Annotated in this window: 16 protein-coding genes; 9 read left to right on the plus strand and 7 right to left on the minus strand. The window is 49.2% G+C overall.

Annotated elements, in window-relative coordinates; genetic code table 11:
* Positions 1-91: 91 nt before the first annotated feature.
* Positions 92-2137, plus strand: a complete 2046-nt coding sequence (gene dcp / locus FDX24_RS02720; protein ID WP_137363789.1) for a peptidyl-dipeptidase Dcp — start codon at positions 92-94, stop codon at positions 2135-2137.
* A 443-nt stretch (positions 2138-2580) separates the two neighbouring features.
* Here the strand turns inward: dcp and FDX24_RS02725 are convergent, their stop codons facing one another.
* On the minus strand, positions 2581-4287 hold the full coding sequence (locus FDX24_RS02725; RefSeq protein ID WP_137363790.1) for a LeoA/HP0731 family dynamin-like GTPase: 1707 nt from the start codon (positions 4285-4287) through the stop codon (positions 2581-2583).
* Positions 4287-6485 carry a hypothetical protein gene (locus FDX24_RS02730; protein WP_137363791.1) on the minus strand — a complete coding sequence of 733 codons (2199 nt, stop codon included), beginning with the start codon at positions 6483-6485 and terminating at the stop codon, positions 4287-4289. The genes FDX24_RS02725 and FDX24_RS02730 overlap by 1 nt, the downstream gene beginning before the upstream one ends.
* 977 nt (positions 6486-7462) lie before the next feature.
* Here FDX24_RS02730 and FDX24_RS02735 point away from each other — a divergent pair.
* Positions 7463-8389: a diguanylate cyclase gene (locus FDX24_RS02735; protein WP_137363792.1), complete on the plus strand. Its 927-nt coding sequence runs from the start codon at positions 7463-7465 to the stop codon at positions 8387-8389.
* A gap of 283 nt (positions 8390-8672) precedes the next feature.
* On the opposite strand, the gene mgtS is transcribed toward FDX24_RS02735, so the two are convergent.
* Positions 8673-8768 (minus strand): protein MgtS, encoded by a 96-nt coding sequence (gene mgtS / locus FDX24_RS02740; protein ID WP_003032406.1) that lies wholly within the window; start codon positions 8766-8768, stop codon positions 8673-8675.
* 486 nt (positions 8769-9254) lie between these two features.
* On the opposite strand from mgtS, the gene urtA reads away from it, so the two are divergent.
* The 5 genes from urtA to urtE are packed head-to-tail and all read left to right on the plus strand — an operon-like array spanning position 9255 to position 14724.
* Entirely contained in the window at positions 9255-10526 is a 1272-nt protein-coding gene (gene urtA / locus FDX24_RS02745) for an urea ABC transporter substrate-binding protein (protein WP_048211701.1), read from the plus strand.
* A 45-nt stretch (positions 10527-10571) separates the two neighbouring features.
* Positions 10572-12146, plus strand: a complete 1575-nt coding sequence (urtB, locus tag FDX24_RS02750) for an urea ABC transporter permease subunit UrtB (RefSeq protein ID WP_137363982.1) — start codon at positions 10572-10574, stop codon at positions 12144-12146.
* On the plus strand, positions 12146-13219 hold the full coding sequence (urtC, locus tag FDX24_RS02755) for an urea ABC transporter permease subunit UrtC (protein WP_124022066.1): 1074 nt from the start codon (positions 12146-12148) through the stop codon (positions 13217-13219). Before urtB ends, urtC begins: the two co-directional genes overlap by 1 nt.
* Entirely contained in the window at positions 13219-14016 is a 798-nt protein-coding gene (urtD, locus tag FDX24_RS02760; protein WP_040231114.1) for an urea ABC transporter ATP-binding protein UrtD, read from the plus strand. Before urtC ends, urtD begins: the two co-directional genes overlap by 1 nt.
* Positions 14017-14025: 9 nt before the next feature.
* Positions 14026-14724, plus strand: a complete 699-nt coding sequence (gene urtE, locus FDX24_RS02765; protein WP_137363793.1) for an urea ABC transporter ATP-binding subunit UrtE — start codon at positions 14026-14028, stop codon at positions 14722-14724.
* Positions 14725-14764: 40 nt separating this feature from the next.
* On the opposite strand, the gene ydeE is transcribed toward urtE, so the two are convergent.
* Positions 14765-15952, minus strand: coding sequence for an efflux MFS transporter YdeE (gene ydeE / locus FDX24_RS02770; RefSeq protein WP_137363794.1), 1188 nt, complete (start codon positions 15950-15952; stop codon positions 14765-14767).
* Between the two features lie 198 nt (positions 15953-16150).
* Here ydeE and eamA point away from each other — a divergent pair, with 198 nt between their 5' ends.
* Positions 16151-17050 carry an O-acetylserine/cysteine exporter gene (eamA, locus tag FDX24_RS02775; RefSeq protein ID WP_101743072.1) on the plus strand — a complete coding sequence of 300 codons (900 nt, stop codon included), beginning with the start codon at positions 16151-16153 and terminating at the stop codon, positions 17048-17050.
* A 32-nt stretch (positions 17051-17082) separates the two neighbouring features.
* Here eamA and marB read toward each other — a convergent pair whose 3' ends face one another.
* From marB to marR, 3 genes are read right to left on the minus strand one after another with little or no spacing between them, the layout of a single operon-like run.
* Positions 17083-17301, minus strand: coding sequence for a multiple antibiotic resistance protein MarB (gene marB / locus FDX24_RS02780; protein ID WP_048211695.1), 219 nt, complete (start codon positions 17299-17301; stop codon positions 17083-17085).
* Between the two features lie 30 nt (positions 17302-17331).
* Entirely contained in the window at positions 17332-17715 is a 384-nt protein-coding gene (marA, locus tag FDX24_RS02785) for an MDR efflux pump AcrAB transcriptional activator MarA (protein ID WP_140168326.1), read from the minus strand.
* Positions 17716-17733: 18 nt separating this feature from the next.
* Complete coding sequence (marR, locus tag FDX24_RS02790; protein WP_048211693.1) at positions 17734-18168, minus strand: multiple antibiotic resistance transcriptional regulator MarR; 435 nt, start codon at positions 18166-18168, stop codon at positions 17734-17736.
* Between the two features lie 257 nt (positions 18169-18425).
* Here marR and FDX24_RS02795 point away from each other — a divergent pair, with 257 nt between their 5' ends.
* On the plus strand, positions 18426-19091 hold the full coding sequence (locus FDX24_RS02795; protein ID WP_048211692.1) for a MarC family NAAT transporter: 666 nt from the start codon (positions 18426-18428) through the stop codon (positions 19089-19091).
* Positions 19092-19124: the final 33 nt, after the last annotated feature.

Below are 19124 nucleotides of genomic sequence, written 5' to 3' on the forward strand. Positions count from 1 at the left end.
ATTTCTGTTCAGAGCTATTCCTGCTTAACGAGATTGCGGTCAAATCCTGGGAGGCCTACTCTAGTAAACAAATCGTTTTCAGGAGGAAAAGATGTCGTTAACAAATCCTTTTTTGCACCACAGCACATTACCTTACCAGGCACCGCAATTTGATCAGATTGAAGATTGCCATTATCGGCCCGCGTTTGATGAAGGTGTGAAACAAAAGCGCGCTGAAATAGCGGCGATTGTGCAAAACCAACAGGCTCCTGATTTCACAAATACGTTGCTGGCGCTTGAGCAAAGTGGGGCGTTGTTGACGCGCGTCACCAGCGTTTTCTTTGCGATGACGGCAGCGCATACCAACGATGAGCTGCAGCGTCTTGACGAGGAGTTCTCCGCCGAACTGGCCGCGCTGGCCAATGATATCTATCTCAATGACGCACTTTTTGCGCGTATAGATGCCGTCTGGCAGCAACGCTCTTCGCTGGCGCTGGAAGGTGAATCATTGCGTCTGTTGGAGGTGGTTCACCAACGCTTTGTGTTGGCTGGTGCATGTCTTAATGATGCCGATAAAGCACGCCTGAAAGCGCTAAATACGGAGTCGGCGACGTTAACCAGCCAGTTCAATCAGCGTCTGCTGGCGGCGAACAAAGCGGGTGCACTGATCGTGGATGATGTCCGGCAGCTTGACGGACTCAGCGCAGAAGAAATTGCCGTTGCGGCGCAAGCCGCCAGCGACAAAGGACTTGAGGTTCGCTGGGTTATCCCACTATTGAACACCACACAACAACCGGCACTTGCTGCGTTACGCGATCGACAGACACGAGAAAACCTGTTTACCCAGGCATGGACGCGGGCGGAAAAAAATGATGCCAACGATACTCGCGCTATCATTAAACGGCTGGTGGAGATCCGCAGAGAGCAGGCAACATTACTGGGTTTTGCGAATTTTGCTGCCTGGAAAATTGCCGACCAGATGGCGAAAACGCCAGAAGCGGCACTTTCTTTTATGCGGGCGATCGTGCCCGCAGCACGTCAACGCGCGCTGAATGAGCAGGCTGAAATTCAGAAAGCGATTAATCAGCAACAGGGACAATTCGAGGTTGAGGCCTGGGACTGGGCATTTTATGCCGAGCAGGTGCGTCGTGAAAAATATGCTCTTGATGAAGCTCTGCTTAAACCTTACTTTGCCCTGGATACGGTGCTGAATGAAGGTGTTTTCTGGACAGCAAACCAGCTATTTGGCATTAAATTCATCGAGCGCTTTGACATCCCTGTTTATCATCCGGATGTACGGGTTTGGGAGATTTTCGATCATGATGGCGTAGGACTGGCGCTATTTTATGGTGATTTCTTTGCCCGTGAATCAAAAAGCGGTGGTGCCTGGATGGGAAATTTTGTTGAGCAATCTCTGCAAAATGAAACCAGGCCGGTAATTTACAACGTCTGCAATTATCAGAAACCTGCTCAGGGCCAACCCGCCTTGCTGCTGTGGGATGATGTCATCACGTTGTTCCATGAGTTCGGACACACGTTACATGGTCTGTTTGCCAGCCAACGGTATGCGACGCTGTCGGGCACGAATACCCCGCGTGATTTCGTCGAATTCCCGTCGCAGATAAACGAACACTGGGCGAGTGATCCGCAGGTTTTCGCGCGTTATGCTCGCCATGTTGAAACGGGTGAAAAAATGCCCCAGCCATTGCTGGAGAAGATGCAACGGGCCAGCTTGTTTAACAAAGGCTATGATATGACGGAGCTTCTCAGTGCTGCATTGCTGGATATGCGCTGGCACAGCCTGGAGCAGTGTGTGTCATCGCTGTCAGTTGATGAATTTGAGCAGCAGGCCCTGGCTGCGGAAGGATTGGATCTGCAGGCTGTACCGCCGCGTTATCGCAGCAGCTATTTTGCCCATATCTTCGGTGGTGGCTATGCCGCAGGGTATTATGCCTATTTATGGACGCAAATGTTGGCCGATGACGGCTATCAGTGGTTTGTAGAGCAGGGCGGATTGACCCGTGAAAACGGGCAGAAATTCCGCGAAGCGATTTTGTCCCGTGGTAACAGCACTGACTTAGCTGAGCTTTATTGCCAATGGAGCGGCCGAGATCCAAAAATGGAGCCAATGCTCAAACATCGTGGTTTGAGCGCCTAAGGCATTGTCTGCCAAAAAATTGAACCGGGCGCGATGCCCGGTTTTTAGCGTGATTTTTTCTTGCCCAAAATTCATCCCTAAAATGAATCCTTAAATTCTGCAAAATTTTCTGGGGGGAGTACCTTCGCCCGCTCTGTGCCAGAAGCGAATGTTGTTAGCGACTGCCACTTGCGTTAAGTTGAGTCAGCCTGAAGAACTCAACGCTGCTTCACTTATAAAGATTAATCGCACGAGGAATTCAAGCCGTGGCAGAGAGCACTCCAGCTTCCACGGCTAACTCTTAGGTGCCTATTGTGCTAAAGGCGAGGGCGAAGGCCAAGATCCATTTAGAACTTTAAAAGTTAAAGAAATAAGGCCTGCGCCATCTTCAAGGCAACATTTGAAAACGTATCTGGGCCAAGCATATTACAACCCTCCGTGCCCCATCCAGGTTTCTTCCAGACTCAGTCATTCGCACGCGTGTATTCAGCGTCAATCGCTTCCACATCCGCGCGCCAGCGGGAAAAAAGGGATTGTCGCTCGCGGATCGCCTGCATCGTTGTCTCAAGGTTGATCATTTCGTCCTGCATCTGTGCGAAGCCGGTAAAATGCTTACGGTCAAAATCATTCTCTTCCAGCGAATTAATTAACCCCTCGCGCTGCTGATTAAAATTTCCCACCATGGTTTCAATCATTTTCTTGAACTCTTCTTCACGCTTCGCTTGGTTATAGGTATCCCAGAGTTCAAGCGCAACGCCGACAAATACCAGCGCGCCGTTCATGCCTTTTGCAAATTTTATGGCACCCCAGGGCTTAAATTTCAGAAATTTTCCCAGTTCTAATCCGGCCATTTTGCCAACCGTTACCACGCCATCACGCGCCGCAATCACGGTTGTACTGTTGATGAAATTACTCTTAACGATGTAATTCAGCCCTTGCTTACCCATGGCTGCAATATTGCCGTTGTAATGATTAATCTCCGCACTGTAGCCCAGATGCATTTTCCGGATAGCATTGTTAACGGACTGGACACGACGGTCAAACTCGTTTTCGAGACGGGTATTAATCACGATGCCTTTTTCGCCTATTTCGTTCTCGAAAAATTCCACATAGGTTTCGAGACTTAGGCCTTTGGCCCTCAAAATCAAATCTTTGAAGTAATCAGTAACGAAGGTTTTCAAACTGATGCGGGCGTCAGTGATGTCGCGTTGCATCATGAGTAGCTCTTTAGAGATCCGGGTATGCATCGATGCAAGACCTTCAACCTCCTTCTTAATACGATCATCGTTAGCGATCGCCTCAGGAAGTTTCCGGAACAAAATATCCTTTATTACGCTCTTTTTCGTCTCTTCACACAGTGCCAGTGCACCGCCGCTGCGCTCGATTTTGTAACTCGTCGCATCCTGCAATTCGACGATGTGGGACAGGGCCAGGAATTTCTCAGGGTTCTCCAGCCAATATTCCGTTCCCATATCAAAGGGGTTGGCCGCAACAGCAACAATACTGAGCGCATCACGTTCCTGCTGGGTCAGCGCAATCAGGTCACTAAGACGAGAACTCACATTTTGGCGTTTCACCAGCATATTGGACGTGTAATCCTCTTCGTCCTCTACGTCCGCTACCTCATCAAAACGGCTAAGCACAAACACCGTTCGATCGAGCAAGTTCAGTGTGCGGAACAACCATTCAAGGTCGGCCTTGTGGCTTTCTTTAATCGGGTTGGTGGAGTTCATTACGTAGAGGATCAGATGTGCCTCGCTGATATACTTTTTTGTCATGTCCTTGTATTTTTCGACGACTCGGGTGTCCTCATTGAACTGCTCTTTAAAACCAAACAGCCCAGGCGTATCGATCAGAACAAAATCAGAACCCACGTCGTACACTTTGACTTCGTTGGATGACTCCTGATGGCTGATGTTCATGCTGGCTTTATCCAGACGCCCCATCCATGCCGCTGCAATGGAGGTTTTACCTTCGGAAAAACCACCGATCAGAGCGATTTTTAATTTCCCATTCGCAGCATTCTCTTTGGCCGCCTCAATTTTATGAATAAGTTGCACATCGACCGGGACACCGACCTTTTCTCCCTGTTCGAGAAATGCAGTCAGTTCATCCAAAATGTAAATATTGCGTAACTGTTGCGCTTTAAAAGCCTCAAGCGTTTTTTCCATTACTTAGCTCCAGAAAAATCAATTTCATTAGATAACAGGCGCAACGCTGCGGCCGCCTGAGTCAAAATCTCATTTATGCTCGATACCTGCTGTACCGGTGCTTCCAACATTACTTTGAGTTCGGCTATTTTCTTCTTCAATTCAGGGAAGGCCTTTTCGATACCTTCTAAGATTGTGTCATTCATATGAGAGGCCACATTGCTGAGATTTTTGTCAGTTGACTGCTTCTGTTGCGACATTTTGTAGTTGGAGCTGAAAAAGCTGCGCACCGCCTTGTAAGCCGCAAAGGCAAGGCTTGCGAGTGCAGGGGCAAGGACTAGCCACCCCGCGGGGTTCCAAAATAACAGCGCACCTCCTGCAAGCGATGCCAATAGCCCTGAGACCTTGATGCCATTATCAATATCAATGGTGAGTGGAAACTCATTACTGAACTGATGTTTTTGCAGGCTTGCGAAGGTGTCGAGTATTTCGTGAGCGTGCTGCTGGAATTGCTCAATGATGTCGCTAGTCTCAAGCTGAAAACGTTCGAGCTCTTTTTTCAGTGCTTCTGGGAGGGATTTTTCAAGCTTACCGTGCTCCCTGCTGATGGCAGACTCCAGCTCACTTTTAAAACGGTCGGTGCTAATGTCACCGTCAATGGCCTGATAAACTTGTTCCCGTGCCTGATTACGGAACTGGCTAATTCCCTCATCAGCTCGGTCAATCAGTCGCTGGTACAGTGACTTCAGAGCAAGGTCAAGCTGCTTATGCGCACTGTCTTTTTTATCACTGAACTGACTGGCAAGCCCGGCATAGGTGTCCTGTTGCAGCGTAGTCACTTGTGCAGCAATATCATCCAGCACAATACGAGTTTTTTGGGTATTTGAGCGGGTAATTTTTTCTTTGCTGTCGGTCACGAGCTGCTGTGTTAATACGCGCGCAAGTTCCGCAACGCCCGTTTTCTCAAGTAACTGTTCTCTGGTAAAGGATTTTAGAAATTTATCGCGGCTTTTAATGTGCGACCCACCAGGCACCAAATGTTCAGCCACACTGAGAAACCCTGGCATGGCACTGACAACCAGCGTATCTCGATAGTTGTCACCCAGTTGTTCGCGCATTTTTTCATTAAGATCCTTGATACTCTGCGCTTCATCTTGATCCACCAAAGGTTTGCTAAGACCCATCGCATTTGTCACACGCTTATTAAACAATGTCCAGACCTCGGTCTGTGCATTAAGGTGTGATTTAATTTTCTCCAGTGTTCCGGGATTTTCTTCATCACCTTTCTGCGGCGCAGTTGCTTTGCTGGTTACATAAAACACCGCATGCGCTTTCTCGACCGCTCGCTTAATTTGTTCGAGCACCTTGCTCTCTTTACCTTCAATACCAGGAATATCCAGTAGAGCAAAACGCTGGCCATGGGCTTCGAAAGGATAAAGAGTGGCGTCCAGAGTGAAGTCTGACAGACCAGTGCCGATGATTTCACCATCCGCCAGCGCGCTTAGTTCGCCAAGTTGGTTCTCCATTCTTGCCCTTAGCTCTATAATCGTCTGCCGCTCTCTGTCGCATTCCGCTTGCTGGCTTGTTAAGGGTTGTGTTGCCTGACTAATTTCAGCGTCCAATGCCAGCTGTCGCTTCCTCAGCTGTTGTTGTTGCTTTTGCTCTGGGGACAGAATGTATAGGGCTATCAGTCGACGTATTGCGGACCAATGCTTTTTCTGATCTTCGATAAGCGTGCTCAGTAGCGACAATTCTTTCTCAAGTTCAGCTTCCCGCGCAGCATAACTTCCTCGTAATTCTGCTAAAGCCCGGCTAAGGGCCTCGGTCCGGGTCTCATTGTCTTTCAACAGCCGGTCGCTGTTTTCAAGAATCTCAGGCGAGAGATTATGTTGTTGCTGATACCTGCGAAAAGCATCTTGTCTGGCGAGTTTAGATTCTTCCTTAAGCAGGATGCGCAGTGCCTCAATAACTGTTGATTTTCCGGCGTTTGTTTCGCCATAGAAGGCGATAGTAAACGTCTCCCACTCTGCATTCGCGCTCAAGCTTTCGATGGCTTCATTTAACCGTGTCTGGAAACTTTCAAGTTGAAGACGGGCCTGGTCGTTGGCTTTCTTTAGCGCAGTGTCGGTTACAGGCTTAGTAAGATTATCGAGAATGCGTCCAACTTCTTGTGAGATTTTCTTGTAGACCTGTCCGGAGGTCTCAATAACAGCAGACATGCAGAATCCTTTGAAGTTAATTCGTTTTACTCAGTTGGGTTGCGGCAGGCAGGTAGACTGCATATCCTTTCAACACATTGCGCGATCGCCCAACTTAAAACTATACCGCGCATCTAGCGTCTGTTGCTGTTGGCGGCATACACGACCCCGCCATATATACAGCTCCTAATGTTGAATCGGCAGAATGAGAAATTTCTTTAATAAAAACGGATTGATAGATGAGAAGGTAAGGTGAAAGTGATGAACTGACTTACACACCGTTGTTTAACACACAACGATTTAAGAAGCGCCTTCATCAGAAGTAAAATCATCTGCGAACTTCCGCTGTTCGCTCACCGTGGATCTTTGGCTCAGTTAGATTGTCCGCTTTGTGCTGTGAGTTCAATGGGGCGCTTCATACATCAACGTATAGCTTCTATTAACGCCGATCCTTGATTCCCAAAGGTACGTGTCACGGTGTGCCATATAAATTTATCAGTCGGTACACATTAAGATTGAAATGATATATCTATGAGGGAATATCTTCCCCAAAACGATATGCAACTTATCTACTATGACACATATCTGAAGCGTGAAATCGCGCTCTGTCACTGGGATGATGCTCCCTCTTTTTTCTATAAGGATTATATTCGGGTAGATAAGCTGATTTCAGGTATGGGCGGGCAGATTCTTTACCACGAAGCCGTTCATTGAGGAAATCGTTCTCAAATATCACATTTCATGCGGTTAATATTATCGTTATTTTTGAGATTTAACTCATGGATGTTCGGTTCCATTAAATATAAAAAAGAAAAATAGAATAAAATCTATCGCATTGATTATCATGATTATTTTAATTTCAAGTTAATTTATTATCATGCGAAGTAATCTTTGTTTTCTTTCCTTAATATTAATTACTATTAAAAAATTTACATAAGTTTTCCTTTTTGGCGCTAAAATGCCCATGTCTAAATGTTCATACAGGGAAGGAAACCGTGATGATCAGAAGAACGCAGGAAATAGATGTAATTTTAATCGAACTTAACAAATCAATTGATGCTCATTATAAGTGGCTAGTGAAAATGTTCCGCTGTGTGGTGTCATCAGATGTTACTCAGCCTGATATTTCGGGCGATGACTCTCACACTGTTTGTCAATTTGGGCAGTGGCTCAAAGACCATCCACAGCACGATGATGATGAATGCAGTTATGTCAGCAATATTCACGCGACACATGAGAAAATGCATTTGTTAGGCAAGGAATTGCTATTGGCAATCGTGGAAGAGCGTAGCCATTCATGGCATTTCGACAGTTTCCAGGATGCGTTACTGGGATTTACGTCTGCGGTCATGGACTACAAAATATATTTACTGACTATCCGCAGTAATATTGATGTGTTAACAGGTTTGCCTGGCAGAAGAATGCTTGATGAGTCGTTTGACCAGCAGTTACTCGATGCTGAGCCGCTTAACCTGTACATATTGTTGCTGGATATCGACCGTTTTAAACATGTTAATGATACCTACGGACATCTGGTTGGTGACATGGTGTTGCGCAGTCTGGCGTCAAATTTATTAGCATGGACTCGATACGATGAGGTTGCTTATCGCTATGGTGGTGAGGAGTTTATTGTCATCATCCGAACCAAAACGGACGAGCAGGCATGCCAGGCAGGGTTGCGTCTTTGTCATCTGATTGGCCAGAAAAAAATCCCTTATCCAGAAGGCGAAATCGGCATAACGGTAACGGCTGGCATTACCAGAGTTCAACAGGGTGAAACGCTGGACAACGGTCTTGGACGTGCTGACAGAGCCATGTATGAAGGGAAACAAACCGGCAGGAATCGCTGCATGTTTATGGATGAAAAAGAGAAAATCACGCTAGTTGGCACTAATGATCAACTGACACCGCGCGTCAGAGCGTGAATTTTATCAGTGTAGACCGGCTGTAGTTACGTTTCGTTTAACTTCCATTGTGGTTGTCGATGATATGTTAGCCGACTATTCGTTATCTTCGCAGGGAATTGCCAGATAACGTATAAAGCAAAACACAAATCTATCCATGCAAGCATTTACCGCTGGTTTCTCCGGCGGTTTTTTTTATCTGTAATTCTGAGAAATGATTCAGGGAAGGGAAGCAGGTAAAAAAATGGCCCCTTGTGCAGTTATGCGACAAGGGGCCGGTTCGGTGCAGGATTATCTCCGTTCATCAATCATCCCATCTGTGGCTAAAATACGCGGCCAGGAAACCGGAAAATAAAATAATTCCCAGAACAGCCATAAAAATATTCATATTACCCAGCATAGTAAATGCTCCTTTATCTATTGAGTTTCCTCTCTTACCTTAATTTCACCTCGTTAATGACTATAGTAGCAATTCGAACTTAAACAAAGAGTGAACTGTGTGAATATTTCGTCTGAAATGTAAGGTTTTGGCTTTTTCTCGTCGAAGAAAATAAATAATCGTGACGAAACAGGCGCACCCATCTGCAAATAATCATAATTTTATCTTGTAATCCGCTGCAGCTACCGGGTTGTCCGGGCACAAGATGTTGCACGTTTATAATGCAACACTGTGTCATGGTGGTTCAATTCTTCTCTCTTGCCGTCATGGCGACGCATTCTTTTTATCTGCATTTCATTGATGGTATTTATAATTTATTGAATTATATGCCTTTTTCATATCTGGCACTGTTTTTGCCTTATTCCTTCTGAACACCCTTAATTTGCACCGTTTTGCCTTTCCGGCTGCACCGGAGCTTTCAGCAAGTCTACTTTCAGGAGTGAAACTATGCAGCGTCGTACATTATTAAAAGCCTTTGCTCTTTCGGCCTCTGTTGTGGCTATGGGGATGAGTTTTAGCGTTCAGGCTGCCGACACCATTAAAGTTGGCATCATGCATTCGTTGTCCGGGACAATGGCTATTTCTGAAACACCGCTGAAGGATGTGGCGTTGATGACCATTGATGAGATCAACGCCAAAGGCGGTGTACTGGGGAAAAAACTGGAGCCGGTAGTGGTTGATCCGGCGTCAAACTGGCCGCTGTTTGCCGAAAAAGCCCGTCAGCTGCTAAGCCAGGACAAAGTGGCGGTGGTTTTCGGTTGCTGGACATCGGTTTCGCGCAAATCTGTACTGCCGGTATTTGAAGAGTTAAACGGCCTGTTGTTTTATCCCGTGCAATATGAAGGTGAAGAGATGTCACCTAACGTTTTCTATACCGGCGCTGCGCCCAATCAGCAGGCCATTCCCGCGGTTGAGTATCTGATGAGTGAAGACGGTGGCAGTGCAAAACGTTTCTTCCTGCTGGGCACCGATTACGTCTATCCGCGAACAACTAACAAAATTCTCCGTGCCTGGCTGCATTCAAAAGGCATTGCGGATAAAGACATTGAAGAGGTTTATACCCCGTTTGGCCACAGCGATTACCAGACCATCGTCGCCAGCATCAAAAAATTCTCCGCCGGGGGAAAAACGGCGGTGGTATCAACCATTAATGGCGACTCTAACGTTCCGTTCTATAAAGAGCTGGCAAACCAGGGTCTGAAAGCGACCGATGTTCCGGTTGTTGCGTTCTCTGTTGGAGAAGAGGAGTTGCGCGGTATTGATACCAAACCCCTGGTAGGCAATCTTGCGGCCTGGAACTATTTTGAATCCGTTGATAATGCCACCAATAAGCAATTTATCGCTGATTACCGCGCCTATGCGAAAGCGCACAAACTGCCGAATGCTGATTCGGTGGTCACGAACGATCCGATGGAAGCCACGTATGTTGGCCTGCACATGTGGGCGCAGGCGGTTGAAAAAGCCGGAACGACGGATGTCGATAAAGTCCGTGCGGCCATGGCGGGGCAATCATTCTCTGCACCTTCTGGCTTTACGCTGACAATGGATGCAACGAACCATCACCTGCATAAACCCGTCATGATTGGCGAAATTGAAAGTAACGGTCAGTTTAACGTGGTATGGCAAACGGATGCCCCGGTCCGTGCCCAACCGTGGAGTCCGTATATCGCCGGGAATGATAAAAAATCTGAGCAGCCCGTCAAAACCGCCAGCAACTGATCTTACGCCCTCCTGTGGGAGGGCCCAATTTTGGAGAACGCTATCATGAAAGCCATGCGCTTTATTCGTGGCGTGTTGTTGCTGACGTGGCTTTTGCCGTGGATAGCGCAGGCAACAGATGCCGATACCTTCGCCGCGGCCAGTCGGACACAGCAGGCGACATTACTGGAACAATGGGCGATTAACCCCGATGTTCAGCGTTTACCTTTGCTTAATGCCCTGAGTGGCGAAAACCTGCTGACCGACGACGTTAAAAATGCATTCACGATGAACGGTTCGCGTGTGCAATCTCTGGGGGCGGCCAGCACACCCAGTGGTGAATTAAAAAAAATCCGCCTGACTAACCGCCTGCGTAACCTGGTGGCTGGCACATTGTCTGTTCATCAGTTATTAAGTGACAATGTCACTTTTAGAATGACTGCTGCCCGAACATTACAACGTGAAGCACTGCCAGTGATGCTGCCATTTTTGCAGCAAAGGCTGCTGCAGGAGACGGATGCTGGCGTGAAATCCGCCCTGGCGGCTGCTCTGGCAAACCTGCAACTGAACAGTAGTTCGCCCGATGTCAGGTGCCGGGCCATCGAATTGCTGGGCGCATCCAATGATCCTGAAACACAAGCACGATTACAGCCTTTCACCCAGCTGGACCATGAACCCGATGCGCGTGTACGCGCTGCCGCCAGCGAAAGCCTGAATACCATTGAACATCGAATGAAGGTTGGAGAGTTGCTTGGCCAGGCGTTTATGGGATTATCGCTCGGGTCTATTTTATTGCTGGCGGCGCTGGGGCTGGCCATCACCTACGGACTACTCGGCGTCATTAATATGGCGCACGGTGAAATGCTGATGCTTGGTGCTTATTGTACCTGGATAGTGCAACAGCTGATGAGCCAGTTTTTCCCGCAGTGGTTAGCCTTTTATCCGCTGATTGCGCTGCCGGTTGCCTTCCTGCTGACCGCCGCTATGGGAATGCTGCTGGAACGCACAGTGATCCGCCATTTGTACGGACGCCCACTTGAAACGCTACTGGCAACCTGGGGGATTAGCCTGATGCTGATCCAGTTGGTGCGCATGACCTTTGGTGCGCAAAACCTTGAGGTAGCTAACCCGGCATGGCTGTCGGGCGGTATTCAGGTCTATGCCAATCTGATTTTGCCGTGGAACCGGATTGTGGTGCTGGGATTTGCCATTCTGGTGCTGTCCTTCACCTGGTTGTTGCTGAATAAAACCCGTCTGGGTATGCGCGTGCGTGCAGTGACACAAAACCGCAGCATGGCAGATTGCTGCGGCGTTCCCACGGGGCGCGTGGATATGTTGGCATTTGGTCTCGGCTCCGGCATTGCCGGACTTGGGGGCGTGGCGCTATCGCAGTTGGGCAACGTTGGACCAGAACTGGGGCAAAGCTACATCATTGATTCATTTTTGGTGGTGGTGCTGGGTGGCGTTGGACAGCTTGCCGGGAGCGTCGCGGCGGCGTTTGGTTTGGGGATTTTCAACAAAATTCTCGAACCGCAGGTTGGGGCCGTCCTCGGCAAAATTATGATTCTGGTGCTGATTATTCTGTTTATTCAAAAACGTCCGCAGGGGCTGTTTGCGCTAAAAGGGAGGGTCATTGACTGATGACGATGCCAATGACATTAACGCTGGCGCGCAAAGCGCCGCGTATTACCTGTGTGCTGGGGCTGGCTTTACTGCTGGCACTGATTATTCTGCCATTTCTCGCGCTGCTGCCTACGGATCATCCGCTGGCGATATCTGTCTGGACACTGACACTGGTTGGGAAAATTCTCTGTTATGCCATTGTGGCAGTTGCCCTGGATCTGGTGTGGGGATATGCCGGAATGCTGTCGCTGGGCCACGGTATTTTCTTTGCGCTGGGCGGTTATGCGATGGGGATGTACCTGATGCGCCAGGCATCTGGTGAAGGGGTGCCAGCTTTTATGTCGTTCCTGTCGTGGACTGAACTTCCGTGGTTCTGGTGGGGAACGCAGCATTTTCTTTGGGCGATGATATTGGTTGTTATGGTGCCTGGCTTGCTGGCGTTGGTGTTTGGCTGGTTTGCCTTCCGTTCAAAAATCAAAGGGGTCTATTTCTCCATCATGACGCAGGCGCTGACCTTTGCCGGCATGCTGTTGTTCTTCCGTAACGAAACCGGGTTTGGCGGCAATAACGGATTTACCGGTTTTACCACCATTCTGGGATTTTCGGTGACGGCGACCACGACACGTATCGCGTTGTTCCTGGCGACCGTTGTGCTGCTGATTCTGGCGCTGTGGCTCGGATGGGCGCTGGCTCGCAGTAAATTTGGCCGTATTTTGACAGCCGTTCGCGACGCTGAAAATCGGTTGATGTTCTGCGGGTATGACCCAAAGGGTTTCAAACTACTGGTATGGACACTCTCGGCCGTCCTGTGCGGGCTGGCGGGGGCGCTGTATGTTCCGCAGGTGGGGATCATTAACCCCAGTGAAATGTCACCCACCAACTCAATTGAAGCCGCGATTTGGGTCGCACTGGGTGGGCGCGGTACGTTGATTGGCCCGGTGTTTGGCGCGGTGCTCGTGAACGGCGCTAAAAGTTGGTTTACCGTCATCATGCCTGAATACTGGCAACTGTTTCTCGGCCTGATTTTTATTGGCGTTACGCTGTTTTTGCCTCGAGGCGTAATTGGTCTGTTTCGCAAGGGAGACAAATAATGCAGCCAGATGAAGGGCTTTTTACCCGCCAGATGCCGGGCGATCGTTTTCGCAATCAAACAGATCCGGTGCTCCAACTGGAAAAAATAAACGTTAACTTTGATGGTTTCCAGGCGCTAACGGATTTGACGCTCAATATTGGGGTTGGCGAGTTACGCTGCGTTATTGGACCCAATGGCGCGGGAAAAACCACGTTGATGGATGTCATCACCGGTAAAACGAAGCCGCAAAGTGGGCGGGCGATTTACGATCAATCCATTGATTTAACATCACTCGACGCCATCGCCATTGCTCGCCAGGGCATTGGTCGCAAATTTCAGAAACCGACCGTTTTTGAAGCGTTGACGGTGGAAGAGAACCTCGAGTTGGCGATGAAAAATGATAAATCCGTTTGGGGGTCATTACGGGCGTGTTTATCGGGAGAACAGCGGGATCGCATTGATGACATGTTGACGCTGTTGCGACTGAGTAACGAACGCGCCCGTCGTGCCGGACGCCTTTCCCATGGACAGAAACAATTTCTGGAGATTGGTATGTTGCTGGTGCAGGAGCCGCATTTGTTGCTACTGGATGAGCCAGCTGCCGGGATGACGGATGCTGAGACGGAATACACCGCTGAACTGTTTCGCCAGCTTGCCGGAAAACATTCTCTGATGGTGGTTGAGCACGATATGGGGTTTGTTGAGAGCATTGCTGATCACGTCACGGTATTGCACCAGGGGCGGGTACTGGCCGAGGGGAGCCTGCGCGATGTTCAGGCCAATGAGCAGGTGATTGAAGTGTATCTCGGACGCTAAGGAGTGCTGATGCTACAGGTAAATGAACTAAATCAATACTATGGCGGCAGCCATATCCTGCGCGGCGTGAGTTTTGAGGCGCGTATCGGTGAAGTAACATGTCTGCTGGGGCGTAATGGGGTTGGTAAAACAACACTGCTGAAGTGCCTGATGGGGCTGATTCCAACCCGCAGCGGCAGTGTTATCTGGCAGGGTAAAAACATTACTCTCCGTAAGCCACATCAGCGGGTGCTGGCGGGGGTAGCGTATGTGCCGCAGGGCCGCGATATTTTTCCTCGCCTGACGGTTGAAGAGAATCTGTTGCTGGGACTCTCCCGGTTTTCAGCGCAAGAGGCAAAACGTGTACCGGATGAAATTTATGCGTTGTTTCCGGTATTACAGGAGATGAAATACCGGCGGGGTGGTGATTTGTCGGGTGGGCAACAGCAACAGTTAGCTATTGGCCGGGCGCTGGCCAGTCGCCCGCAGTTGTTGATCCTCGATGAGCCAACAGAGGGGATCCAGCCTTCGGTGATAAAAGAGATTGGCCTGGTTATCAGCCAACTGGCCCATCGTGGTGATATGGCTATATTGCTGGTGGAGCAGTTTTATGACTTTGCCGAACAGCTTGCAGACGAATACCTGTTAATGTCGCGAGGCAGCATTATTCAACGTGGATCAGGTGAAAATATGGCAGCAGAAGGTGTGCGTGGGTTGGTTGCCATCTGAATCAGGCGACAGTGCCGTTTTGGCACTGTCGCAGTAATTTTCAGCAGACTGCCGGCTGGCTCCAGGGTTTGGCGCGTATGCCTTTTATCATTAACGCCCAGGCCAGGACAATCGCCACCATTAGTGCGACAAACAGCGACCATGGGGGCAGTGTGGTCAGGATGACCCCGCTGACTAATGGGTTTACCGCCGCGCCAAGCCAGCCCAGTGACTGGGCGGAAAAGTAACTGGCTTTCATACCTGCCGGTGCGATGTTGTCGATCAGCATGTATTCACCCGGCGCGTAGATGACCTCGCCAATGGTGAAAAAGGCGGCTGAAATCCCCCAGAACAGCAGGCTGTTGCCAGAGAAGGTAAAACCGACCAGACCGATAACAAAAAAAAGTGTACCCGCAGCCATCAGCGGGCGGATGTTTGCAGACGTCAGTCTGCGTCCGACAGCATATTGCAGCGATACCACAATTGCTGCGTTGACGGGCAGGACGACCGCCACCACTTTCTCAGCAAAATCACCATCGGCAACCACCATCACGTACTGAGAAATACAGGATGCAAATGCACCACCGACAAACGAGGCCAGAAACGCAGACAACGTAAACCAGCATAATGCTTTATCGCGCAGCAAAACTGAGGGTGACCATACTGTCGCGTTCAAACCTTCAGAGGGGATTGCGGAGCGTTTTACCCATGTCTGGATAAACACCAGCGGGAAGGCTGAACATATGGCCGCCAACCAGAACGGCAGGTTAATGCTTTGCATGACCAGTAGCGTGCCTAACGGCGGGCCAACGGTCCAGCCGATGTTCAGCACGGTGTAGTTAAGTGAGAAAATCTTTGTTTTAGTGGTGGCTGAGAGGTTATCGGCAAACCAGGCTTTCAGCACGGTGGCAAACACGGAGTAGGCACAGTTGATCAGCGCGAAGAGCAGAACCACCACCACCACGTTATGCACCAGAGGAATCGCTATAAAGCCGCAAGCAAAGCCCGCGATCGCCAGTAGCATAAAGCGTTTTTTTTCAAATTTATCGGCCAGGATGCCGAATCCAAGACTGAAAACGACGCCAATAGTCAGTGCTACTGTCATTGCATAACCGATCAGATCGACACCCAGGCCATACTGACGACTGAGGTAAATCGTCATGAATGGTAGCGTGGCTCCGCGTCCAATGGTTAATAACAAAGATGACGCGAGTAACGCGAGAGTGGACCTTCTCAGTGAGATATTCATTTTTCTGCCCGACAATGCATGTTGTTATGTTTTTTTTAGATATCAGAAACAAATAGCATGCTAAAAGTGTGATGTACACTCAATAAGTTGTCTGAAAATGCCCTGTGTGGCCTACCTGAATTAATGATCTGTTACGGTACAACGATTTCCGTTACCTTAACTTGTTTACAAAAATTTAATATTTGCAGGGGCGGTGGTATGTCGCGTAAAGATGGGTTGCTGGCGTTACTGGTTGTCGTAGTTTGGGGGCTGAACTTTGTTGTCATTAAGGTGGGACTACACAATATGCCGCCGTTGATGCTGGCAGGCTTGCGCTTTTTACTGGTGGCGTTTCCCGCAATCTTTTTTGTTGCCCGCCCGAAGATCCCGCTCTCGCTGTTACTTGGCTATGGCCTGACCATCAGCTTCGGTCAGTTCGCTTTTCTGTTTAGCGCCATCAAGTTTGGGATGCCTGCCGGTCTGGCATCGCTGGTTTTACAGGCGCAAGCTTTTTTCACTATCGTGCTGGGCGCGTTCGCCTTTGGCGAGCGTTTACAGGGGAAGCAACTGGTCGGTATCGCGCTGGCGGTGTTCGGTGTGCTGGTATTGATTGAGGCGAGCCTCAATGGACAACATGTTGGTATGCTTGGCTTTATGCTGACGCTGGCGGCGGCACTGAGCTGGGCCTGCGGCAATATCTTTAACAAGAAAATTATGCAGCATACTTCGCGTCCAGCGGTCATGTCGCTGGTGGTGTGGAGCGCATTAATTCCTGTCGTACCGTTTTTTCTGGCATCGGCATTGCTTGATGGCCCAGCGCAAATCGTGCAGAGCCTTGTGGCGATCGATATGACTACCATCCTGTCCCTGGTGTATCTGGCCTTTGTGGCGACCATCGTGGGCTATGGCATTTGGGGTTCTCTGCTGGGGCGCTATGAAACCTGGCGTGTTGCGCCATTGTCGTTGCTGGTACCCGTGGTAGGGTTGGCCAGTGCCGCTGTGCTGCTGGATGAAACGTTAACCGGGCTGCAACTGCTTGGTGCGTTGTTGATCATGGCGGGGTTGTATATCAACGTGTTCGGTTTTCGCTTGCGCAAGATTGTGCAGGTGAAGGGTTAAAAAAAAAGCCCCGCAGTGACGGGGCTAAATAATTACAGGCTGTGCATATTGTAATAAGGCACGCCTAACTCATCGGATTTATCGCTGCCGGCACCCATATGATTAAAATCGAACGGGGACTGATCGTGCGCAGGGGGCATAATCATCGCGTCGCGATTATTTTGCGTTGTCGGTTGTGGGGTCTGTTCCGCCATGCTCTGGCCCGACGCAACAAGCAGCAGGGCCAGCATCGCATAAGACAGAAGTTTCATGATTTCCTCGGTTACGTCGTTAACTGGCGATTAGCAATTGCATTGATTGAGCGGGAGCAAATACCGGGATTCGCCATGCATATTCGTCACCCGATATTTATGCGGCGGTACATCAAAATAGTTCTTGAAGGTCCGGGTCAGCGTTTGCTGAGACTCAAAACCGTAACGCTCTGCAAGATAGAGGATCGGTTCGTTACTCTCTTTCAATTTTTGCGCTATTTCAGTCATTTTGCGGCTACGGATGTATTGACCTAATGAATGGCCGGTTTCTTTTTTGAACATCCGCTGCAGGTGCCATTTGGAGTAACCTGAACGCTCAGACACTTTTTCCAGCGAGAGTGGCGATTCAAGGTTATTTTCGATCCAGTCCAAAATGCTATGAATAGTGATTGTGTCAGTATTGCGTCTGGACATCGTCATACCTCTTTCTGTTTACGGCAGGATCCTCTTAAGCAAATGCTCAAGTGTTGCTACTTCTTCCGCCGTTAAGTTTTTTGTTAGTTCCTGGTGCAGGTCTTGCCCTACTAATTGATGACACTGCTCGCAAATTGCAGCGCCGTGCTCGGTGAGTTTCACCAGTACACCGCGCTTGTCATGTGGATTCGGAAGCCTTTCTATCCAGCCTTTACAGGCCAGTCTGTCCAGCATCCGCGTCAGGGCGCCAAGATCGACAGACAGCACTTTTTTCAATTCGACAGGGGTAATGCACACCGCACAACGGATGGAGCAGAGCACCTTAAACTGCGATGCCGTGATATCCAGCGGTGACAAATAGTCGTTTAATAAACGATCTTTTTTCTGATTAACCATGTAGATCAAACGACCCAGTGGGATGATTTCATTGAACAGATCACTGGTGCTTTTCACAATGGTTGCCCTGGCAAGTAGTTAGTCACGGCTGATATTATTGCTTAGGCAAATATAAGTCAAATGAATGAGTGGCCGCATGCCACGTTTTGCTAAAACATCAGGAACGCGCTACGCATAGCGCGTTTTTAACGTTCTGATCCGTAGGGTTTATGCGTAAAGAGAACTAATGAATCCTTACATCGACAACATGGCTTAACCCTGGAGTTTGCCCTTATACTTGCCGTTGACGAAAAACGCACAGGAAAGATGACATTATGATGGACTTGTTTAAAGCAATAGGACTGGGGCTGGTAGTCCTGTTACCGCTGGCAAACCCGTTAACCACCGTGGCGCTGTTTCTCGGCCTTGCTGGCAACATGAACAGCGCAGAGCGTAACCGTCAGTCATTAATGGCGTCTGTCTATGTATTTGCCATTATGATGGTCGCGTACTACGCCGGGCAGGTGGTAATGAATACGTTTGGGATTTCGATTCCCGGGTTGCGTATTGCGGGCGGGTTAATCGTTGCGTTTATCGGCTTTCGTATGCTGTTCCCTCAGCAGAAAGCGCATGATTCTCCGGAAGCGAGAAGCAAATCCGAAGAACTGGAGGACGAACCGACGGCCAATATTGCCTTTGTTCCGCTGGCCATGCCGAGTACTGCTGGCCCGGGGACGATTGCAATGATCATCAGTTCGGCCTCTACCGTGCGGCACGGTTCCGAATTCCCGGACTGGGTGATCATGGTTGCGCCGCCCATTATTTTTGCCGTCGTCGGGATTATCTTGTGGGGATGTCTGCGCAGTTCTGGCGGAATTATGCGGCTGGTGGGGAAAGGCGGGATCGAAGCTATTTCCCGTCTGATGGGCTTCCTGCTGGTGTGTATGGGTGTACAGTTTATTATTAACGGCGTGCTGGAAATCATCCAAACCTACCATTAAACAACGGGCCCGGTATATCTACCGGGCCTTTTT

The organism is Citrobacter sp. wls716, from assembly GCF_005280975.1.
GTDB lineage: Bacteria > Pseudomonadota > Gammaproteobacteria > Enterobacterales > Enterobacteriaceae > Citrobacter > Citrobacter youngae.